Raw genomic sequence first — 21921 nt, 5'->3', positions numbered from 1 at the left:
GTTCGTGCGCGACTCGCCTTCGGGCGGGCCGGATGAGGCCCGCCCCAGGGCGAAGCTGAGTCTGTGTCATTTTTGCCGTCCCCGGCCCTTGTGGGTTGGGGACGGCTTCATTACTTTCCAGTAGGCAGCGCGTTGCCATGTTCACGACCGCGCCGGGAAGAGCCGTTCCCCGCCGTCTGGAAGGAACCACCATGCCTGTCCGCACAGCCGGGCGTGCCCGGCGAGTGTTCTCCGTGAGCGGCCCTCGGCACCGCGGAGCCACCCGAACCCTTCTCTCCCTCGCCGCCGCCGTGGTGCTGGCCGTGACCGGCTCGGCCGCGGCGACCGCCGCCCCGCCCGCCACGGCATCGGGCGACGCGCACACCGGCGCCGCCGGGCTGCGGGAGGTGATGTTCGTGGGCAACAACTGGGACGGCACGGCCGATGTCATCAAGTCCACCGGAGACCTCGCCAAGATAGGCCGGATCAACGTCATACCGGACAAGGACCAGCGGCTCACCGAGATCTATCTCAACCCCATCAAGCTCGCGTTCTTCCTCGGCATTCGGCAGGGGCCGGGGGAGGGGCACGACCAGTTCGTCGACGACATGTACTCGACCCCGGACGGATCGGCCATCGTCGTCTCCCGTCCCAGCTTCGCCGATGTGGTCTCCATCGACCTCGCCACGGGCAAGGTCAGGTGGCGCTTCCCGGTGTCGGGGTTCCGTGCCGATCACATGGCGGTGTCACCCGACGGCAAGCGGGTCGCGGTGTCCGCCTCGACCTCGAACACGGTGCATATCCTCGACATCGAGACGGGCAAGCAGCTCGGCCAGTTCTCCGCCGGCGACAAGCCCCATGAGAACGTCTTCACCGACGGCGGGAAGTATCTGTGGAACATGTCGATCGGCGAGGTCAACACCGCGCTGGACGACCCGTCGATGGACTGGACGAAGGGCGACCGCCACATCACCGTGGTCGACGCGGCCACCTACAAGCAGGTCAAGGTCATCGACATGCGGGACCGGCTGGACGCCTTCGGCCGCAAGGACCTGTCGGATGCGGTCCGGCCGGTGGCCTTCACCCCCGATGAGTCCAAGCTCTACTTCCAGGTGTCCTTCTTCAACGGATTCCTGGAGTACGACGTGGCCGGCGACAAGATCACCCGGGCCAAGACCCTCCCGAAGAACCCCGCGACCAGCGAGGACCGCACCACCTGGGTCAACGACTCCCGCCACCACGGGCTGTCGATGAGCCCGGACGGCAACAAGCTGTGCGTCGCCGGGACGATGGACGACTACGCGACCGTCGTGGACCGGGTCTCCTTCCAGGAGGGCCCGCTGGTGCCGACCTCCAAGCCGTACTGGGCGACGGTGAGCGGCGACGGCAAGTCCTGCGTCGTGTCCGAGAGCGGCGCCGACCAGGTCACCGCGATCGACTTCGCGACGGGCCGGAAGGTCGCGTCCGTCGCGGTCGGCGACCACCCGCAGCGGGTCCGCATCGGCCATGTGGCGGCAGACTGGACCGGCCCGCAGACCCCATGAGACCGGTGGAGCCGCGGGGCCGGTCCGGGCGCGGAACCGGCCCCGCGGCGGCGCCCCCGGCGCCGGGTCAGTCCGCGCGTACCGGCCCCGTCGACCTCCTGACGATCAGGTCCACCGACATGTCGAGCCGGATCGGGGCCAGGCCGGGGCCGTCGGTGACCGCGTCGAGCACCCGGATGCTCTCGGCCGCCATCTCCTCGAACGGCTGTCGCACGGTGGTCAGCGCCGGGGCGGCGGAGGCGGCGGCGTCGATGTCGTCGTACCCGACGACCGACACGTCATCCGGGACCCGCAGCCCCCGCTCCACACACGCCTCGATGACACCCAGGCCCTGCAGATCGTTGCCGGCCACGAAGGCCGTCGGCGCGTTCCACAGGTCGAGGAGGGCGTGGGCGGCGCGTCTGGCGGGCTCGGTCTGGAACGGCACCACGCGGATCAGATCGCGGTCGGGACGGATCCCGGCGTCGCGGAGCGCGGCGAGATATCCGCCGAAGCGCGCCCGGCAGCAGGTCAGTTCGAGGGGGCCGGAGAGCAGCGCGACCTGCCGGTGACCGAGGTCGGTCAGATGGCGGGCCGCGAGCCACCCGCCCCGCCACTGGGTCGCCCCGACCGTGTTCATCCCCTGCGGCGCGTCGCCGATCGTGTCGAGGACGACCGTGGGGACGCGGGACCGGGCCAGCCGGTCCGCGACGGCCGGCGGGACCGGGGAGAGCACGAGGACGACACCCCCCGGGCGGTGCGCGAGCAGTGGGTCGAGCCAGTCCCCGTCGTCATCGGCGTGGTTGACCGTGAGCGCGCGTCCGGAGGAACGCAGCACCCGGGAAAGGCCCCGCAGCAGCGGCGCGTTGACGGCGCTGACCACGCAGCCGAACACCACCTCGACCGATCCGCGCCGGGGCCCGCGGCGACGCCACTCGTAGCCGGTGGCCCGTACCGCGTCCAGGACCCGCTGCCGGACCTCGGCCGACACCCCGGGCCGCCCGTTGAGGACCTTCGACACGGCGCTCTGCGAGACATTCGCCGCTTGCGCCACGGTCTCCATGCGCACCGCGGACCGTACACCCATCGCCTGCTCCTCCCATCAGTCGCTCACCCGATCCGGCCCTGTACGGCCGGTCAGGCCCCGTCGCGGGCCGCGCGTGGCGCGGTGCTCTCCCGGACCACGAGCGAGGTCGCCAACTCGATCCTGCGCCCGGCCGAGGAACCGTGCCGCGACTGCTCCTGGGCGATCAGCCGCACCCCCTCGCCCCCCATCTCCGCCAGCGGCTGACGGACGGTCGTGAGCGGCGGGGCGAGCATGGCGCAGATCATCGTGTCGTCGAAGCCGACGACCGACAGATCGTCGGGCACCCGCACCCCCCGTGCGCGGGCCACCTGGTAGACCCCGGCCGCCTGGGCGTCGGAGCCGGCGAAGATCGCCGTCGGCGGCTGCGCCAGATCCAGCAGGGCCGCGCCGTGGTCCGTGCCACTGGTGATGCTGAAGTCGCCGTAGCGCGTCAGGGCGGGGTCGGGGGCGAGGGAGAACTCGCGGTGCGCGGCGAGATAGCCCTCGTGCCGCTCCCTGGTGCACTGGATCTCGGCGGGGCCGCCGATGAACCCGACGCGCCGGTGGCCGAGTTCCAGGAGGTGGCGCGTGGCCGCCGCGCCACCTGACCAGTTGGTCGCCCCGACCGTCGGGATCGTGGGCTCGCTGGTGCCGACCGGGTCGAGGAGGACCAGTGGCGCGGGCAGTGCCGCCAGCGCGGCGATCTCGTCGTGGCGCGCCCGGGAGAGCACCAGGATGATGCCGTCCGACGGACGGGTGCGCCGGGCGTCGACCCAGTCGCTGATGCGGAAGCGCGGATGGCCGGTCGCGGTGAGCGCCAGGGTGTACCCGAGGCTGAACGCTGCGTTCTGGGCCCCGGCGATGAGCTCTCCCGCCCAGGGCGAGGTGGTCCCCTCGATGAGGACGTCCAGGATCCCGCCGAGTTGCTTCCGGCGCCCCTTGCGCTGCAGATAACCCGTGGCGTGCGCGGCCTGGGTGACGCGGGCGCGGGTCTCCTCCGAGATGTCCGGCTTGTCGGCGAGCACCCGGGACACCGTGGAGACCGAGACCCCCGCGGCCTCGGCGACGGCCGCCATCGTTGGGCGCGTGGTCATGCTGCCTTTCCCTCCCGTAGGCCATCGCGACAGTACAGTCCTGCCGCAAATTCCCGCAATATTTGTTGGAATATTCCGCGAGGACCCCATGCAAACCACCAGTGGTCCGCGCTTTCGATCCACCGTATTGACAGTCGTTTTTACCCCGGCTTAGCTTCTCGCTCGCAGAACTTCCGCAAAGTTTTGCGGGTAATTGCAGAGTTGGTGAAAACCGCGGGCCCGCCCGCCGAGCACGGAGATGTGACGAGTGTCTGCCATCGATGACGAAACGGCCGGGCTCGGCCGCGGCCGAACCGAGGTCCGCGAGCTGATCGCGGCGATGACGCTGGAGGAGAAACTCGCCCAACTCGTGGGTCTGTGGCAGGGAGTCGACCGCGAGGGCGGCGCCGTGGCCCCGCTGCAGGATGCCATGGACACCGTCGAGCAGAGCTTCGCCGACTTCGCCGCACACGGACTCGGCCAGATCACCCGGCACTACGGGACCCGGCCCCTGGACCCGCGGGAGGGCCGGGCGACCCTGGCCGCCAAGCAGCGGTGGCTGAAGGAGAACACCAGGCTCGGCATCCCCGCCATCGTGCACGAGGAGTGCCTGACCGGGCTCGCCGCGTGGAAGGCGGCGACCTACCCCGTACCGCCGGCCTGGGGCGCCACCTTCGATCCGCCGCTCGTCGAGCGCATGGCGGCGCGGATCGGCCGCACCATGGCGGGCCTGGGCATCCACCAGGGCCTGGCACCGGTCCTCGACGTGATCCGCGACATGCGCTGGGGGCGGGTCGAGGAGTGCATCTCGGAGGATCCCTACCATGTCGCGGTCACCGGCGCCGCATATGTGCGAGGCCTGCAGAGCGCCGGGATCATCGCCACCCTGAAGCACTTCGTCGGCTACTCCAACTCGCGCGCCGGCCGCAACCTGGCGCCGGTGCACGCCGGGCCGCGCGAGGTCCGCGACGTGCTGGAGTTCCCCTTCGAAGTGGCCGTACGGGACGCCGGGGCGCGCTCCGTGATGAACTCCTACGCCGAGATCGACGGAGTGCCCGTCGCCGCGAGCACCGGGCACCTCACCGGCACCCTGCGCGAGGAGTGGGGCTTCACCGGCACCGTCGTCGCCGACTACTTCGCCGTGGCCTTCCTGCAGACCCTGCACAAGGTGGCCGAGGACGGCGCCGACGCCGCGGCCCAGGCGATCACCGCCGGGATCGACGTCGAACTCCCCACCGGCGTCACCTATCTGCAGCCCCTCAAGGAGCGCATCGAGGACGGCCGGCTCGGCATGGACGTCGTGGACCGCGCGCTGGAGCGGGTGCTGCGCCAGAAGGCCGAACTCGGCCTGCTCGACCCCCAGTGGTCACCCGAACCGGCACCCGCCGACGGCGCGCCCGCGGGCGGTGCGCCCGCCGACGCCGTGGACACCGAAGAGGACCGCGCGCTGGCCGCGGCCATCGCCGAACGCTCCCTGGTCCTGCTGCGCAACGACGGTGTGCTGCCGCTGGGTGCCACCCGGGCCGCGCCCGCGCGCATCGCGGTCATCGGCCCGAACGCCCGGTCGCGGTCCGCGATGTTCGGCTGCTACTCGTTCGTCAACCACGTCCTGCCGCACCACCCCGACCACGACACCGGCCTCGGCGTCGAGACCGTCGAGGACGCCCTGCGCCGCGAGTTCCCCGACGCCGACATCGTCACCGCCCGGGGCACCGGTGTCGACGACGGTGCCACGGACGGCATTCCCGCCGCCGCCACCGCCGCGGCCGGTGCGGAGGTGGCCGTCGTCGTGGTCGGCGACCGCTCCGGTCTTTTCGGACGCGGCACCAGCGGCGAGGGCTGCGACGCCGACGACCTGGAACTTCCCGGCGCGCAGCGGGAACTCGTCGAGGCGGTCCTCGCCACCGGGACACCGACCGTGGTCGTCCTGCTGACCGGGCGCGGCTACGCGCTCGGGTGGCTGCTGGATACGGCCGCCGCGGTCGTACAGGCCTTCTTCCCCGGCGAGGAGGGCGCGGCCGCCATCGCCGGAGTGCTCAGCGGCCGGATCAACCCGAGCGGCCGGATGCCCATGAGCCTGCCCCGCGGCGCCGGGGCACAGCCCTACAGCTATCTGCACCCGCCGCTCGGCGCCGCGAGCTCGGTGACCAACATCGACACCGAGCCGCCCGTCCGCTACGGATTCGGCCTCAGCTACACCCGGTTCGCCTACGAGGACCTCACGGTCGACGTCGAAACCGTCGACGTCGCCGACGCGATCCGCTGCGCCGTCACCGTACGCAACGCCGGCGACCGGGAGGGCGCCGAGGTCGTCCAGCTGTACGCGAACGACCCCGTCGCCTCGGTCACCCGCCCGCTGGCCCAGCTCGTCGCCTTCGCGCGCGTTCCCCTCGCCCCCGGACAGTCGGCGCGCGTCCACTTCACGGTGCCCACGCGGCTGCTGGCGTTCACCGGCCGCGACGGGGTGCGGATCGTCGAACCCGGCGACATCGGCGTCAGCGTCCGGCGCGACGCGGGCGATGTGATCCTCGAGCACACCGTGCGGCTCACCGGCGATGTGCACATCGTGACCGGCGCCGAACCCCGGATCAGCACGGTCGACATCTCCTAGAACCCGCCGTCCCCCACCGGCGCCCGCCTTTCGGCACCATCCATCCGTCCGAGAACACTCAACGAAGAGTTGTCATATGTCGCACACACCGATACGCCTCCGCTCCCGCGGCCTGGCTGCGGCGGCGGCCGCCCTGGCCCTCGCCCTCACCGGCTGCTCCTCCGGCTCCTCGGACAGCGCCTCCTCCGGCAAACAGACCGTCGTCTTCTGGGGGTGGTCCGACATGTCGAAGCCGGTCGCGCTCTGGAACAAGACCCACCCCGACATCCACGTCAAGTTCCAGGCGATCACCTCGGACTTCTATCCGAAGCTCCAGGCCGCGATCAAGGGAAAGGACGGGGCGCCGGACATCACCCAGGTGGACTACCCCAACCTCACCTCGACCATCATCGCCGGTGACCTCAAGGACATCTCGGCCGAGACCAGCGACCTCAAGCCGCACTTCAAGCCCGCCGTATGGGACCAGGTTGTGGTCAACGACAAGGTCTACGGCGTGCCGCAGGACATCGGCACCCAGGTGCTCTACTACCGCTCCGACGTCTTCAAGGAGGCGGGCCTGACCGCCCCGAAGACCTGGGACGAGTACATGACGGCCGCCGAGAAGCTCAAGCGGGCCCACCCCAAGGCCTACACCACGGCCTTCCCCGCCAACGGCGGCGCCTGGCTGGCCTCCCTGGCGTGGAACGCCAAGGCCCAGTGGTTCGGCACGGACAAGAACGCCTGGAGGGTGGACCTCGACGACCAGCCCACCCTCAAGGTGGCCGAGTACTGGCAGAAGATGCTGGACAAGGGCTACGCCAAGGGGGATCAGCACTGGCAGCCCACCTGGTTCAAGGGACTCGCCCAGGGCAAGTACCTCACCTGGATCGGCCCGGCCTGGGGCGGGGCGGCGCTCAAGGAGAACGCCCCCGACCTCTCCGGCAAGTGGGCCGTCGCCCCGCTGCCGCAGTGGTCGAAGGGCGACACGGCCCCGGTGTACTGGGGCGGCTCCCTGACGGCGCTGACCAGCGTCACCGACAAGACCGACGCGGCGATGAAGTTCATCACCTGGCTGAACACCAGCAAGGAGAGCGCCAAGCTGCTGGTGGCCGATGTCCTCCCCGCCTCCGATGTCGGCCAGGGGATCCCGGAGCTGACCAAGCCCGACCCGTACTTCGGCGGCCAGGTGCCCAGCGAGGTGTTCACCGTACGCGGCACCCAGTCGACCCCCTGGACCTGGGGTCCGACGATGACCGACACCACCAACTACCTCAATGACGCCATGCAGTCCGTCATCAACAAGTCGACGACGCTGCCCGACGCGATGAAGAAGGTCGACGGCGAGACCACGTCGCAGCTGAAGCGGAAGGGCCTGTCCGTCCGATGACCGCGCCAACCCTCCACCCGGTCACCCGGGACGGGAGGACCGGGGCTGAGCAGGCGGGGAAGCCGCCCCGCCTGCCGGCGTCGCGCCGCAACAAACGCCGCTTCGGCGCCGACTGGAAAATGGCGTGGGCGTTCGTGATCCCGTTCCTGGCCTTCTTCGTGGTCTTCCACTTGGTGCCGGTGTTCTACGCGCTGTGGCAGAGCTTCCACGGCGTGGAGAAGTCGGGCGGCCTGGGATTCGACACGCCCCACGTCATCTTCGTCGGTCTGGACAACTACACCCAGGCCCTCACCGACCCCGCCTTCCTCGAGTCGGTCGGGCGTGTGCTGCTCTACGGCCTGGTCCAGGTGCCCGTCATGCTGGGCCTCGCGCTGGTGATGGCGCTCATCTTCGACACGGCGATCGTCCGGATGCGCGGCCTGTTCCAGCTCGTGGCGTTCCTGCCCTACGCGGTGCCGGGGATCATCGCGTCCATCGTCTGGGCCTTCCTGTACCTGCCCGGAGTCAGCCCGGTCGTGGACTTCCTCGACGGCGTCGGAACCCATGTGGACTTCCTCTCCAAGGACAACGTCCTGTGGTCCATCGCGAACGTCGCCACCTGGCAGTGGACCGGCTACAACATGATCATCATCTTCGCCGCGCTCCAGGCCATCCCGCGCGACATGTTCGAAGCGGCCCGCATTGACGGCGCCGGCAACTGGCAGATCGCCTGGCGGATCAAGGTGCCGCTGGTGGCCCCGGCCATCCTCATCACCGGACTGTTCTCGGTGGTGGGCACGCTCCAGCTGTTCTCCGAGCCGACGGTGCTGCGCACGATCACCAACAACGTGACGTACAACTACACACCGAACATGATCGTCTACAACCTCGCGTTCGGGTCCAACCAGCCGTACTACTCAGCCGCCGTCGCGGTCATCATCGCCATCGGCGCGTTCCTGCTGTCCTTCGGCTTCCTGCGCATGCTCCAGAGAAGGAATCCCGATGAGTGACACCACCACCCGCCGCGGGCGCCCGCGCGCGCTGTGGACGAGCGGGGCGCGGCGCGACCGCGCGCCGCTGTCCACCCGGTTCATCCTCACCGCGACGATCGTCGCGCTGACCCTCTACTTCCTCATCCCGATCGCGTGGATGCTGATCGCGTCGACCAAGTCGACGGCCGACCTCAACACCACCTTCGGACTCTGGTTCTCGGACTTCGACCTCTTCAAGAACCTCCAGGACTTGTTCGCCTACCGCGACGGCGTCTTCCGGCAATGGCTGGTGAACTCGCTCATCTACTCGGGAGGCGGCGCCCTCGGCTCCACCTTCCTGGCCGCCCTGTGCGGGTTCGCCCTGGCCAAGTACCGTTTCCGCGGCCGCAACGCCATCACGGGCCTCATCTTCGGCGGCGTGCTCATCCCCGGGACGGTGCTCGCCCTGCCGACCTATCTGATCCTCAACTCCTTCGGCCTCATCAACACCTACTGGGCGGTGATCCTGCCGAGCCTGTCCAGCGCCTTCGGGGTGTTCCTGGTGCGCATCTACGCGAGCGCCGCCATCCCCGACGAACTGCTGGAGGCCGGCCGGATCGACGGCGCCCACGACGTCCGCATCTTCTTCACGGTGGTGCTGCGGATCCTGCTCCCGAGCCTGGTCACCGTGTTCCTCTTCGCCTTCATCTCGATCTGGAACAACTTCCTCCTACCGCTGCTGGTCCTCAACGACCAGTCGCTCTGGCCGGTCACCCTCGGGCTCTACTCCTGGCAGAAGAACGCGATGAGCGAGCCCGACGTCGTCCGGATCGTCATCTCCGGATCCCTGGTCGGCACCATCCCCCTCGTCGTCCTCTTCCTCACGCTGCAGCGGTACTGGCGCAGCGGCATCACGACAGGAGCACTCAAGTAGCCATGAACAGTCGTATGGACGCCTTCCGCGCCCGTCTCGGCGGTTTCGCCTTCGGCGGGGACTACAACCCCGAGCAGTGGGACCGCGCGGTGTGGGACGAGGACATCGAGCTCATGCGGCGCGCCGGGGTCAACCTCGTCACCCTGGGCGTGTTCGCGTGGGCGTCGCTGGAGCCCGAGCCGGGACGCTTCACCTTCGACTGGATGGACGAGGTGATGGACCTCCTCCACGCGGGCGGGATCAGCGTCGACCTGGCCACCCCGACCATGGCACCACCGGTCTGGCTCACCCATGAACACCCGGAGGTCCTGCCGGTCATGGAGGACGGGGAGCGCTTCGGCTTCGGCAACCGGCTGCAGTTCGACCCCGCCTCGCCCCGCTACCGGGAACACGCCGCCCGGATCACCACGGCGCTGGCCGAGCGGTACTCCCACCACCCGGCCCTCGCGATGTGGCACATCAGCAACGAATACGGGCAGCCCTCGTACGGGGAGGCCAGCGCGGTGGCCTTCCGCGGCTGGCTCCAGCGGAAGTACGGCAGCCTGGACGCCCTCAACGACGCCTGGTACACCCGCTTCTGGTCCCAGGTCTACACCTCCTGGGACCAGATCAACCCGCCGGAGGTGCCGCGGTCGTGGTCCAACCCGACCCGCCGACTGGACTTCAAGCGGTTCGTCTCGGACGCGCTGCTCGAGTGTTTCGTCATGGAACGCGACATCGTCCGCTCCTACCGCGACGACATCCCGGTCCTCACCAACTACATGCGCTTCTACAAGAATGTGAATTACTGGACCTGGGCACCCGAACAGGACGCCGTGGCGCTGGACATCTACCCCAATCCCGGCCACGACGACGCCCACGTTTCCGCGGCGCTCAACTTCGACCTGATGCGCTCACTGCGCGGCGAGCCCTGGGTCCTCATGGAGCAGGCGGCCAGCAGCGTGTCGCAGTGGAAGGTCAACAACGTCAAGCGGCCCGGCCATATGCGCCTCGGCTCCTACCAGGCCATCGCCCACGGCGCCGACAGCGTCCTGTACTTCCAGTGGCGCGCCAGCCGCGGCGGCCACGAGCGCTTCCACTCCGCGATGCTGCCCCACTCCGGCACGGCCTCCCGCACTTGGAAGGAGATCGAGGCGCTCGGCGGTGAACTGCCCAGGATCGCCGAGGCGGTGGGCGCCCGGTCGCGGGCCGAGATCGCCGTGCTGTTCGACTGGAACGCCTGGTGGGGCCTGACCGAGACGCACGGACTGCCGCGCAACGACTTCGACTACACCCAGATCGCGACCGACCACTACCAGCCACTCCTGGAAGCACACCACGCGGTGGACATGGTGCACTTCGGCTCCGACCTCAGCCCGTACAAGGTCGTCGTCGTGCCGAACGCCTACCTCGTCGACGACCGCTTCACCGACGCCCTCACCCGCTTCGTCGAAGGGGGCGGGACGCTCGTCTGCTCGTTCTTCTCCGGGGTCGTCGACGCGAACAACCACGTCAGGCAGCCCGCCTACCCCGGGGCCTTCCGTGGCCTCATCGGCGCGTACATCGACGAGTACTGGCCCGCGCGCGGCGAGGAGACCTTCACGGTGACCTTCGCCGACGGGACCACCCGGACCGCCGACTGGTGGCAGGACAGCATCCACCCGGAGACCGCGCGGGTGCTCGCCACCTATGCCTCCGGCCACCTGGAGGGACGGCCCGCGATCCTGGACAACGCGGTCGGCCGGGGCCGCGTCGTCTACCTCGGTACCCGCCTCGAGCCCGGCGCGCTGCGCGACACCCTGCTCGAGGCGGTGACGGCGGCGGGGGTCACCCCGCTCGTCGCCACCGCGCCCGCACACCTGGAGGCGGCCAGGCGCGCCAGCGACGACGCGGAGTTCCTGTTCCTGCTGAACCACTCCGAGACGGAACCCGCCGAGGTCCACCTCGCTGCGGACGGGCTCGACCTGATCTCCGGGGCGAAGACCGGAGCGACCCTCGAGGTGGCACCGCTCGGTGTCGCGGTGGTGCGCTTCGAGAACACCGAGCGGGTCCAGGAGTGAGGTACGAAGACCCTCAGCCGGTGGCGGGGCGCAGGACGACCGGCAGTTCCCGGTAGCTGTTCATGCCCAGCGACGCGGCGCGCGGAGCGGGCCTTGGGGCGAGGCCGATATCGGGGAAGGTCTCGAACAGCCGACGCAGGGCGATCTCGGCCTCCACCTTGGCCAGGGACGCCCCGGGGCAGCGGTGGGCGCCGTAGCCGAACGAGAGGTGGCGGGAGGCGTCCGGCCGGTCGGGGTCGAACCGGTCGGGCTCGGCGAAGGCGTGGGGGCAGCGGTTGATGGTCGCGAGGGGGAGGAGCACCGCCTCTCCCTCGCGGACGATGCCGCCGCCCGCCACGGGCACATCCTCGGTGGCATAGCGGAACAGCAGGGCGCGCACCGGGGACTCCCAGCGCAGGGCCTCCTCCACCACATCCGGCCACGGGTCCTCGCCCGCCTCCTGCCGGGCCCTGGCGGCGGCCAGGGTCTCGGGGTGCGTCAACAGCCCCCGCACCGCGTGGCAGATCAGGGTCACCGTGGTCTCGTGGCCGCCGATGACGGTGACCACCAGGTTGCCGATCACCTCCGGCACCGTCAGCTCACCCTGGTCCATGGCCTCGACCAGGTCCATCGTGAGGTCGTCGCGGTCGCCGTCGGCGCGCTTGCGCTCGATTATCGACATGAGGGTGGCCGGGAAGCGCTCCGCCATCGTGCGCTGGAGCTCCTCGGCCTCGGCGTCGTGGCTCAACGCGGCCGCCGACAGCTCGTGCAGCTCCTCGCGCAGACCGCCCTCCTCGGGCACGCCGAGCAGATAGCAGATGACGTCCAGGGGAAGCGGCAGCGCGAACCGGGACTGCAGATCGATCTCCTGACCCGGCGCCACATCGCTCAGGGCCGCCAGCAGCCGGTCGGTGACCGCCTCGATACGCGGGCGCAGATCCCGCACCCGGCGCGGGGAGAAGGCGCGCTGGACGGGCTGTCGCAGCCGGCGGTGGAGGTCGCCGTCGGAGTTGAGCAGCCCCTCGCCCTCCAGGATGAAGAGCATCGGCCACTCGGCGGGGATCTCCCCGCGTTGGTAGGCACCCCAGTGCCGGAGGCTCTTGGAGAATCGCGGGTCGTTCAGCACCTGGGCACCCGCTTCACGGGTGGTGACCGCCTTGACCACCACTCCGCCGGGAAGCGCCACGGTGGCGACCGGGCCCGCGGCCCGCAGGGCCGCGCCTTCGACACCGTGGAGGTCGGTCGGCTCGGGGGCGAGATGAACGGGGGATATCGCGTCCATTGCTGTCCGTTCTGCAGTTGTTCGGCGCCTGTAGGACCGGAGATCAAAAAGCCTATCCCACGGAACGGCCGCTGTGGGGTGCGCCGGAGTGGCCGCCGTGCGAAGCGCCGTAAACGCCTCGGCGGCGGACGCAGGCGTCCGCCGCCGGGGATGGTGGAGCGTGGGTGCCTCAGCCGCCGACCCTGCGGAAGCTCTCCACCGGGCCGCCGTAACCCCCTTCGGGCCCCGCCCAGTTGATCGCGAGCTTGTCGTCGTCCTTCATCCCGACCGTGCCCACACCCCGGCCGCCGTCATCGCCGCCCTTGCACGACAGCGTCAGCGTGGGCGCTTCCTTGCCCGCCTTCCGCCCTTCCTTCAACGTGCCGGTGCAGTCGAGCTTCGGCCCCTTCGCCGTGACCTTGCCGTCGGCGATCGTCAGGGTGTCCAAGCCGCCGTCGCCCGCCTCGACGATGGACTTCCAGGACCCGGCCGCACGCTCGATCATCGTGCGCTCGGCCGACGGCTCGGAGCTCGGCGACTGCTGCTTCGCGGCGGTGGTCGCGCCGCTCGGCTTCGAGTCCGCCTTTTCGCCGTCGCCACCACCGCAGCCGCTGAGCACGAGGCCCGCGACGACCGTGGTGACCACCATGCATGCCGCCTTGCGCACTTCTTTCTCCTCCGTGTACGGAACAAGCGGTGCCAACCTAACAGCCAGCGGAAACACGGTTCCGCCCGGCCGTGCCGGCCCCGCCGCCCTGGTGCGGAAGGGGCCCCGCGTGTCTTTCGTCCCCGGCCTCGGCGACCGCCTACGGTGTGCGGGCGGGGGCGTTGTGGTGCGCCCCGTGGCCGAAGGGGTGAGGGATGGCGGAGGTGCGCAGCGAGTTGATCCGCGCGCTGCCGGGGACGCTCAGGGAACACGCCGAGCGGACCGGGGACAAGATCGCGTTCCAGGACGCGCGCCGGGCGGTCGGCTATGCGGACCTGGAGGAGCGGACCCGGAGGCTCGCGGGCCATCTCGCCCGGCTCGGCGTGCGGCCCGGGGACCGGGTGGCGCTGCACCTGGGCAACCGGGTGGAGCAGGTGGAGAGCCGGCTGGGGGTCCTGATGGCCGCGGCGGTGGGGGTGCCGCTCGACCCGGGGGCCGCGGACGCGGAGTTGGAGTACTTACTCGACGACAGCGGCGCGGTCGCCATCGTGACCGAGGAGACACTGCTGCCCCGGGTGGCCCGGCTGGCGGCCCGGCGGCGCGGATCGCTGACCGTGGTGGTCTGCGCCGACGCGCTCCCCGAGGGGGCGCCGGACGGCGCGGTGGTGTTCGAGGAGCTGGCCGGGACGGATCCTGGCCTCGCGCCGAGAGACGACCTCGGCCTCGACGAACCGGCCTGGATCCTGTACACCTCCGGCACCACCGGGCAGAGCAAGGGCGTGGTGACCACCCAGCGCGCCGCGCTGTGGTCGGTGGCGGCCGGCTACGTCCCGTCGTACGGACTCGAATCGAGCGACCGGCTGCTGTGGCCGCTGCCGATGTTCCACACCTACGCGCACTCGCTGTGCGTGCTCGGCGTGCTCGCGGTCGGAGCGAGCGCGTATCTCCTTGACAGGGGTGCCCGGGACGCCGGGGGCGCCCGGGGCGCGAACCTCGCCGAGGCCCTGGCCGAGCAGCCGTGCACCGTCCTGGCCGGGGTGCCCGCCACCTACCACCTGCTGGTGGACGCGGTGCGCCGGACACCGCGGCCGCTCCCCACGCCACGCGTGTGCGTCAGCGCGGGCGCACCCTGCCCGCCGCTGCTGCGGGCCGAGGTCGAGGAGTTGCTGGGCGCGCCCCTGCTCGACGGCTACGGCTCCACGGAGACCTGCGGGAAGATCGCCGTCGACCGGCTCGACGGGCCACGGGCCGACGGCTCCAGCGGCGCACCCCTCCCCGGGGTCACGGTGCGGCTGTCCGACCCGTCGAGTGGCGAGGAGGTCGCCGAGGGGGAGGAGGGGGAGATCTGGGTCCAAGGGCCCAATCTGATGAGCGGCTACCACAACCGCCCGGAGGCCACCGCACGCGTCCTGCGCGACGGCTGGTACCGCACCGGAGACCTCGGCCGGCGCGTGGCACACGGCCACCTCAAGGTCACCGGCCGCGTCAAGGAGCTCATCATCCGCGGCGGTGAGAACATCAACCCGGCCGAAGTGGAAGAGACCCTGCTGGCCTGCCCCGGCGTCGCCGACGCGGCCGTCGTCGGCCGGCCGCACGATGTCCTCGGCGAGGTGCCGGTGGCCGTGGTCGTCCCCGGCCCCGGCGGCGTGGACACCGCGCGGCTCCTGGAGGTCTGCCGGGAGCGGCTGTCGGGCTTCAAGGTGCCCGACGAGGTGTACGAGACCGCATCCGTGCCCCGCACCGCCTCCGGCAAGATCCTCCGCCCGGAACTCGCCCGCACACTTGCCGAACGGCTGGCCCGGTCGCGCGAGGTCGCCTCGGCCACGCTGCGCGAGCGGCTGCTGTCGCTGCCCGAGGCCCCGGGCCGGGACGCCGTGCTGCGCCTCGTCCTCGACCTGACGGCACGTACGGTCGGCACCCCGGAACCCGGGCCCGCGCCCGACCAGCCCTTCACCGCCTCCGGGATCACCTCCCTGGGCGGCGTACTGCTGCGCGACCGGCTCGCCGAGGCCACCGGTCTCACCCTCCCCGCGACCCTGGTGTTCGACCACCCGACGCCCGCCGCCGTGGCGGAGTCGCTGCACACCGCACTGCTCGGCGGCCGCTCCCCGGCCCCCTCGGCCGGCACCCGTACGGTCGCCCCCGGGACGCACACCCCGCGCACGCCCAGCGACGAGGAGCCGGTGGCCATCGTCGCCATGGCCTGCCGCTACCCGGGCGACGTGGCCACCCCGGAGGAGCTGTGGCGGCTGGTGGCGGACGGCACCGACGCCACCTCGGACTTCCCCGCCGACCGCGGCTGGGACCTGGACGGGCTCTACGACCCCGACCCGGACCGGCTGGGCACCTCGGTCACCCGCCGGGGCGCCTTCCTGCGCCAGGCGGCCGACTTCGACCCGGCCTTCTTCGGAATGTCCCCGCGGGAGGCGCTGGCCACCGACCCACAGCAGCGGCTGCTGCTGGAGACCGCGTGGGAGGTCTTCGAACGCGCCGGTCTTGACCCGACCCGGCTGCACGGCAGCGACACGGGCGTCTACGTCGGCCTGATGCACGACGCCTACGCGGCCCGTTTCCTGCACCGCAAGGAGCACGAGCTGGAGGCGCATCTCGCGCTGGGCGGGGCGGGCAGCGTGGCGTCCGGCCGCATCGCCTACGCCCTGGGCCTGCGCGGGGCCGCCGTGACGGTGGACACCGCCTGTTCGTCCTCCCTGGTGGCGATGCACTGGGCCGCCCGGGCGCTGCGGGCCAGCGAGTGTTCGCTGGCCGTGGCGGGCGGCGTCACCGTGATGGCCGGGCCCAAGCCGTTCGTGGCGTTCAGCAGACTGCGCGGGCTGGCCCCGGACGGCCGGTGCAAACCGTTCTCCGCCGCCGCCGACGGCACCGGCTGGGGCGAGGGCGTCGGCCTTCTGCTGCTGGAACGGCTCTCCGACGCCCGGCGCAACGGCCACCCGGTGCTCGCCCTGCTGCGCGGCTCCGCCGTCAACTCCGACGGCGCCTCCAACGGGCTGACCGCGCCCAACGGTCCCGCCCAGCAGCAGGTGATTCTCGACGCGCTGGCCACCGCCGGGCTGTCCCCCGCCGATGTCGACACGGTCGAGGCCCACGGCACCGGCACCGCGCTCGGCGACCCCATCGAGGCCCAGGCGCTGCTGGCCACGTACGGCCGCGACCGGCCCGCGGACCGGCCGCTGTGGCTGGGCGCGCTGAAAGGCAACATCGGGCACACCCAGGCCGCCGCGGGCGTCGCCGGCGTCATCAAAACCGTCATGGCGATGCGTCACGGACGGCTGCCGCGCACCCTGCACACCGGTGAGCCGTCCCCGCGCGTGGACTGGTCGCCGGGCACCGTACGGCTGCTGGCGCGCGAGCGGCCGTGGCGGCCGGCGCCCGGCAGTCCGCGGCGGGCCGGGGTGTCGGCGTTCGGCATCGGCGGGACCAACGCGCACGTGATCCTGGAAGAAGCCGCGGAGGCAGCGGAGGCCACGCCGGAACGCGCCGAAACCGACGGCGCCGCGCAGCTGCCCGGCCGCTCGGGGCGTACGGAGACCGTGCCGCCGCTGCTGCTCTCCGGCGCCGACCCGCGGGCCCTGCGCGCACAGGCCCGGCAGATCGCCGCCCTGCTGCGGGAGCGGCCCGAACTCGCCCCGCTGGACGTCGCCTTCTCCCTGGCCACCACCCGCACCGCGCTCGCACACCGGGCGGCCGTGCCCGCCGCGGACCGTACGGCACTGCTGACCGCCCTCGACACACTGGCGGGGAACGGCGGCGGACACCGAACCGCCGCGCCGGGCGGCGTGGAGACCACCGGCACGGCGCGGCCCGCCGGTCGGCTCGCCCTGCTGTTCACCGGCCAGGGCGCCCAGTGGCCGGGCATGGGACGGGACTTGTACGCAGCCTTCCCCGCCTTCGCCACCGCCTTCGACAGCCTGTGCCACCACTTCGACAGCGCAGTCACCGGCGACACCGGCCTCGGGCGGCCGCTGCGCACCGTGCTGTGGGCCGCGGAGGGCACCGAGGACGCTGCTCTGCTGGACCGCACGGACTTCTCGCAGGCGGGCCTGTTCGTCTTCGAGGTGGCCGCCTTCCGGCTGCTGGAGTCCTGGGGGATACGGCCGGACTTCCTGGCCGGACACTCCGTCGGCGAACTGGCGGCGGCCCACGTGGCCGGCGTCCTGTCCGAGCGGGACGCGGTCGAGCTGGTCGCGGCCCGGGGGCGGCTGATGCGGCGACTGCCCGCGGGCGGGGCCATGGTGGCCGTCGAGGCGTCCGAAGAGGACGTGGCCAAGGAACTGGCGTCGACCGAACCGGCGTCGGCGGGTCCCGTCGCGGTCGCCGCGGTGAACGGTCCTCGGTCGGTCGTCCTCTCCGGCGACGAGGCGGCCGTACTCGCCGTGGCGGCGCGGCTCGCCGCGCGCGGGTGCCGCACCACCCGGCTGCGCGTCGGCCACGCCTTCCACTCCCCGCTGGTGGAACCGATGCTCGAGGAGTTCGGCCGGATCGCCGCGCGGCCAAAGTACGGGGCGCCGCGCATCCCCGTCGTATCGGCGCTGACCGGCCTCCCGGCCGCCGGGGACGATCTGCGCTCGGCCGCGTACTGGGTGCGGCACGCCCGCGAGGCGGTGCGCTTCGGGGACGTCGTGCACCGGCTGGCCCACGAGGAGGGCGTGACCGCCTTCGCCGAGGTCGGTCCCGACGCACACCTCACCGCGTCCGCCCTGGCGGCCCTGGGCGACGAGGAGGACGAACGGCGGGTGTTCACGGCCGTGTCCACCTCCGGCGCCGGTGCGCCGGGGGCCGGGCCCCAGGTGGTCCTGGACGCGCTGGCCCGGCTCCATGTGCACGGCCTGCCGGTGGACTGGCGCCGCGTGTACGCGAACAGTGGCGCCCGGCGGGTGGACCTGCCCACGTACCCCTTCCAGCGGCAGCGCTACTGGCTGGCCGACACGGAACCGGACACCCCCGCCGACCACGCCACCGTGCCCACGGAGGAGCGCGGCGGCCATCCGCTGCTGACCCTCACGACCACCGTCCCCGGCACCGAACGCCTGTTGTGCACCGGCCACCTGTCGAGCGCCGGCCACCCGTGGCTGGGCGACCACGCCGTCGGCGGACACCCGCTCGTCCCCGCCGCCGCGCTCGTCGAGCTGGTGCTCCACGCGGGCGACGCGTGCGGTCTCGAGGTGCTTGAGGACCTCGCCCTGCTGGCCCCGCTGTTCCTGCCGGGACCCGGCTCCCGGGTCCAGATCCAGGTGGCCCTCGGCGCACCGGACGCCACCGGCCGACGCACCGCCGACGTCCACTCCCGGCCGGAGGAGTCCGGCGCGCTGGGCCCGTGGACACACCACGCGACCGGGCGGCTCGGCCCGGCGGCGGGGTCGTCGGCCCCGGCCGCCGACCTGGCCGTGTGGCCGCCCGCGGGCGCCGCGCGCGTGGACCTGACCGGCGCCTACGCGCGCCTGGCGGAGGCCGGTTACGCGTACGGCCCGGCCTTCCAGGGGGTCACGGCCGCCTGGCGGCGGGGCGGGGAGATCTTCGCCGAGGTGCGGCTGCCCGCGGCGGCCGGCCCGGACGCCCAGCGGTACGGCATCCACCCGGCGCTGCTGGACGCCGCGCTGCACGCCGGACGGCTGGCCGCGCCGCCGCCCCTGTCCTCCGGGGGGACCGCCAGACTGCCGTTCGCCTTCGGCGGCCTGACCCTGCACGCCGTCGGCGCCACGGACCTGCGCGTACGCACCCACGCCGTCGGCGAGGACACGGTCGCCCTGGACCTCGCCGACGGGGTGGGCCGGCCGGTGGCCCGGGTGGCGTCGCTGACCACCCGGCCCCTCCCGGAGGGCACCGCTGCCGTGGGCGGGGCGGGGAGGCGGGAGTTGTACCGCCCGCGGTGGACCGGTGTCCCGGCCGGCGGCCCGGACGCCGGCGGACCGGCCCTCACCGTGGCGGCACCCGACGACCTGGAGCTGGGCGCGGCACTCCCCGCCACGTCCGGCGGCGCCGCCACCGGCCCCGAGACGGTCGTCGTCTCCCTGGCCGCCCCGCACCGGACCACCGGCCCGGTCGCGGACACCCATGCGCTGACCGCTCGGGCCCTGGAGACGCTGCAGGCCCGGCTGGCCGATCCGGCAACGCCCGGAGCGCGCCTGGTGGTGGTCCGAGGGGCCACGGCCCCGACACCGGACCTCCCCGCCGCGGCGGTGTGGGGCCTGGTGCGCGCCGCACAGTCGGAGTACCCCGGGCGGCTGACGCTCGTGGACCTCGACGAGCGGCCCGAATCCGTGCGCCTGCTGCCCGCCGCCATCGCCACGGGCGAACCCCAACTCTCGATCGCCGACGGCGGCCTGCGCGTCCCCCGGCTGGAGCACATCCCCGACACCCCGGCCGACCCCTGCAGCCCCGATGGCCCCAGGGGCGGCTTTGGCCCTGAGGGCACTGTCCTGCTCACTGGAGGCACCGGGTCCCTCGGCGCTCTGCTGGCGCGGCATCTGGTCGCCCGGCACGGGGTCCGGCATCTCGTGCTCGTCAGCCGCCGCGGCCCCGGGACCCCGGGTGCGGGGGAGCTGCGGACCGAGCTGGAGCGGTCGGGAGCCCGGGTGGACGTGATCGCCTGCGACACCGCCGACCGCCCCGCCCTGGCCGCCGTGATCGAGAAGTACGCGCCCCGGCTGACCGCCGTCGTCCACGCCGCCGGGATCCTGGACGACGGCGTCCTGGAGGCGCTGACGCCCGAGCGGCTGGCGGCGGTGGCGCGGCCGAAGGTGGACGCGGCCTGGAACCTGCACGAGCTGACGCGGGGTCTGCCGCTCGCCCGCTTCGTGCTGTTCTCCTCGGCCGCCGGGCTGCTGGGCAACCCCGGCCAGGCCAACTACGCCGCCGCGAACTCCTTCCTCGACGCCCTCGCACACCACCGCACCGCCCTCGGCCTGCCCGCGCTCTCCCTGCTCTGGGGGCCGTGGGCGGACGAGGACGGGATGGCGGCGCGCACCGGCCGCTCCGGCCGGGCCCGGGACACCGTCGTACGCCCGGTCTCCCCCGAGCAGGGCCTGGCGATGTTCGACGCCGCGCTGGGCACCGGGGAGCCGGTGCTCGCCCCACTGCCCCTCGACCGCTCCCGTCCGGCCACGCCCGCCGGACCGCCGGTCCCGCCACCGCTGCGCGGACTGCTGCGCCCGGCCCGCCCGGTCGCCCGGTCCGGGGACGACGGCGCCGGGGCGGACACGGGTCAGGACCCCGGCGGGGAGGAGGGCTCCTGGCGGGAACGGCTGGCGGCGCTGCCCGTCGCCGAACGCGCACCCGCGCTGGTGGAACTGGTCCGTGAGATGGCCGCCCTGGTGCTCGGCCACCCGGACGCGACGGCCGTCGGCGCCGAGCAGCCCTTCGCCGAGCTGGGCTTCGACTCCCTGACCGGGGTGCTGCTGCGCAACCAGTTGATCATCCACACGCGCGTACCGCTGCCCGCCACCATCGCGTTCGACCGGCCCAGCGCCCGGGAGCTGGCCGACCACCTGTACGCGAAGCTGAGCGGTTCGCTGGGCGACGGGCCGCCTCCGGCCGAAGAGGCGGCCCCCGAACCCGGACCGCCCCGGCCCGAACCGGTGTCCGCGCCCGACCGGCCCCGGGGCAGACGGGCGGCGCAGACGCTGGGCTCCCTCTACCGGAGGGTGTGCGAGACGGGCGATGTGGTCTCGGCGATGCACCTGCTGGTGACCGCCTCCCTCGCCATGCCGGTGTTCGACCCCGCCGACGGCGCCCGGCACGCCCTCGCCCCGCTGCGCCTGGCCGAGGGCGGGCAGGGCGCCCAGACGCCCGCGCTGGTGTGCTTCCCCGGCTTCTCCGCCACCCCCAGCGGGTCGTGGTACGCGCCGCTGGCCTCCTGCTTCGCCGGCGAGCGCGACGTCCTCGAGCTCCAGCACCCCGGCGTCCCGCGCGGGGAGGCGGTCCCGCGCGACTGGGAGACGCTTGTCGAACTGCACGCCGCCACCGTGCGCGAACACCTCGGCGACCGGCCGTACGTCGTCCTGGGCTACTCGATGGGCGGCTACCCGGCACACGCGGTGGCCGCCCGGCTCGCGGCGACCGGCACCCCGCCCGCCGGCCTTGTCGTCGTGGACACCTACCACGTCACACCGGAGCGCGAGGACGCGCGCTGGCTGCTCGCCATGCCCGCCCGATTCCCCCTGGAGATGGGCGAGCGGTTCGACGCCGCGGTGGACGATGTGTCCATGGCCGCGCTGGGGGCCTACACCCGTATGGCCCGCGGCTGGCGTCCGGAGCCGACGGACGTCCCCACGCTGCTGGTCCGCGCCACCGATCCGCTGCCGGAGCTGCTGACCCACGGCGGTGGCGAGGAGGTGCGGACCTCCTGGCGGGAGCCGTACGACACCGTGGAGGTCGCCGGCAGCCACTGGAGCCTGATGGAGGAACACGCGCGCACCACGGCCGAGGCGATCCGGGCGTGGATCGGCGCGCTGGGCGGCGTCACGGACGGATGACCCGG

Annotated in this window: 11 protein-coding genes; 7 read left to right on the top strand and 4 right to left on the bottom strand. The window is 72.6% G+C overall.

Annotated features, from left to right (window positions below; translation table 11 throughout):
* Positions 1 to 191: 191 nt before the first annotated feature.
* Positions 192 to 1523, top strand: coding sequence for a YncE family protein (locus ACFZDL_RS09995; protein WP_353590050.1), 1332 nt, complete (start codon positions 192 to 194; stop codon positions 1521 to 1523).
* A gap of 67 nt (positions 1524 to 1590) precedes the next feature.
* Here the strand turns inward: ACFZDL_RS09995 and ACFZDL_RS09990 are convergent, their stop codons facing one another.
* Both ACFZDL_RS09990 and ACFZDL_RS09985 read right to left on the bottom strand, forming a co-directional pair.
* Positions 1591 to 2589 carry a LacI family DNA-binding transcriptional regulator gene (locus tag ACFZDL_RS09990; RefSeq protein WP_353590049.1) on the bottom strand — a complete coding sequence of 333 codons (999 nt, stop codon included), beginning with the start codon at positions 2587 to 2589 and terminating at the stop codon, positions 1591 to 1593.
* Between the two features lie 50 nt (positions 2590 to 2639).
* Positions 2640 to 3662, bottom strand: coding sequence for a LacI family DNA-binding transcriptional regulator (locus ACFZDL_RS09985; protein WP_353590048.1), 1023 nt, complete (start codon positions 3660 to 3662; stop codon positions 2640 to 2642).
* A gap of 247 nt (positions 3663 to 3909) precedes the next feature.
* Between ACFZDL_RS09985 and ACFZDL_RS09980 the strand changes: the two genes are divergently transcribed.
* The 5 genes from ACFZDL_RS09980 to ACFZDL_RS09960 all read left to right on the top strand — a co-directional run bounded on the left by ACFZDL_RS09980 (position 3910) and on the right by ACFZDL_RS09960 (position 11541).
* Complete coding sequence (locus ACFZDL_RS09980; protein WP_353590047.1) at positions 3910 to 6252, top strand: glycoside hydrolase family 3 N-terminal domain-containing protein; 2343 nt, start codon at positions 3910 to 3912, stop codon at positions 6250 to 6252.
* Positions 6253 to 6328: 76 nt separating this feature from the next.
* Positions 6329 to 7618, top strand: a complete 1290-nt coding sequence (locus tag ACFZDL_RS09975) for a sugar ABC transporter substrate-binding protein (RefSeq protein WP_353590046.1) — start codon at positions 6329 to 6331, stop codon at positions 7616 to 7618.
* Entirely contained in the window at positions 7615 to 8607 is a 993-nt protein-coding gene (locus tag ACFZDL_RS09970) for a sugar ABC transporter permease (RefSeq protein WP_353590045.1), read from the top strand. The genes ACFZDL_RS09975 and ACFZDL_RS09970 overlap by 4 nt, the downstream gene beginning before the upstream one ends.
* Complete coding sequence (locus ACFZDL_RS09965; RefSeq protein WP_353590044.1) at positions 8600 to 9502, top strand: carbohydrate ABC transporter permease; 903 nt, start codon at positions 8600 to 8602, stop codon at positions 9500 to 9502. Before ACFZDL_RS09970 ends, ACFZDL_RS09965 begins: the two co-directional genes overlap by 8 nt.
* A gap of 2 nt (positions 9503 to 9504) precedes the next feature.
* Positions 9505 to 11541, top strand: a complete 2037-nt coding sequence (locus ACFZDL_RS09960) for a beta-galactosidase (protein ID WP_353590043.1) — start codon at positions 9505 to 9507, stop codon at positions 11539 to 11541.
* A 13-nt stretch (positions 11542 to 11554) separates the two neighbouring features.
* On the opposite strand, the gene ACFZDL_RS09955 is transcribed toward ACFZDL_RS09960, so the two are convergent.
* Complete coding sequence (locus ACFZDL_RS09955) at positions 11555 to 12802, bottom strand: cytochrome P450 (protein WP_353590042.1); 1248 nt, start codon at positions 12800 to 12802, stop codon at positions 11555 to 11557.
* Between the two features lie 169 nt (positions 12803 to 12971).
* Positions 12972 to 13448, bottom strand: a complete 477-nt coding sequence (locus ACFZDL_RS09950) for a hypothetical protein (protein WP_353590041.1) — start codon at positions 13446 to 13448, stop codon at positions 12972 to 12974.
* A gap of 194 nt (positions 13449 to 13642) precedes the next feature.
* Between ACFZDL_RS09950 and ACFZDL_RS09945 the strand changes: the two genes are divergently transcribed.
* Positions 13643 to 21916 carry a type I polyketide synthase gene (locus ACFZDL_RS09945; RefSeq protein WP_353590040.1) on the top strand — a complete coding sequence of 2758 codons (8274 nt, stop codon included), beginning with the start codon at positions 13643 to 13645 and terminating at the stop codon, positions 21914 to 21916.
* Positions 21917 to 21921 lie beyond the last annotated feature (5 nt).

Source organism: Streptomyces sp. NPDC007917 (genome assembly GCF_042959105.1).
In the GTDB taxonomy this organism is placed as follows: Bacteria; Actinomycetota; Actinomycetes; order Streptomycetales; family Streptomycetaceae; genus Streptomyces.
This window is presented reverse-complemented; position numbering and strand designations above follow the sequence as displayed.

Excerpts from the sequence above, each read along its gene's own strand:
- ACFZDL_RS09995 (WP_353590050.1), top strand. The coding sequence starts at position 192 with ATGCCTGTCCGCACAGCCGGGCGTGCCCGGCGAGTGTTCTCCGTGAGC.
- ACFZDL_RS09990 (WP_353590049.1), bottom strand. The coding sequence starts at position 2,589 with ATGGGTGTACGGTCCGCGGTGCGCATGGAGACCGTGGCGCAAGCGGCG.
- ACFZDL_RS09985 (WP_353590048.1), bottom strand. The coding sequence starts at position 3,662 with ATGACCACGCGCCCAACGATGGCGGCCGTCGCCGAGGCCGCGGGGGTC.
- ACFZDL_RS09975 (WP_353590046.1), top strand. The coding sequence starts at position 6,329 with ATGTCGCACACACCGATACGCCTCCGCTCCCGCGGCCTGGCTGCGGCG.
- ACFZDL_RS09970 (WP_353590045.1), top strand. The coding sequence starts at position 7,615 with ATGACCGCGCCAACCCTCCACCCGGTCACCCGGGACGGGAGGACCGGG.
- ACFZDL_RS09965 (WP_353590044.1), top strand. The coding sequence starts at position 8,600 with ATGAGTGACACCACCACCCGCCGCGGGCGCCCGCGCGCGCTGTGGACG.
- ACFZDL_RS09960 (WP_353590043.1), top strand. The coding sequence starts at position 9,505 with ATGAACAGTCGTATGGACGCCTTCCGCGCCCGTCTCGGCGGTTTCGCC.
- ACFZDL_RS09955 (WP_353590042.1), bottom strand. The coding sequence starts at position 12,802 with ATGGACGCGATATCCCCCGTTCATCTCGCCCCCGAGCCGACCGACCTC.
- ACFZDL_RS09945 (WP_353590040.1), top strand. The coding sequence starts at position 13,643 with ATGGCGGAGGTGCGCAGCGAGTTGATCCGCGCGCTGCCGGGGACGCTC.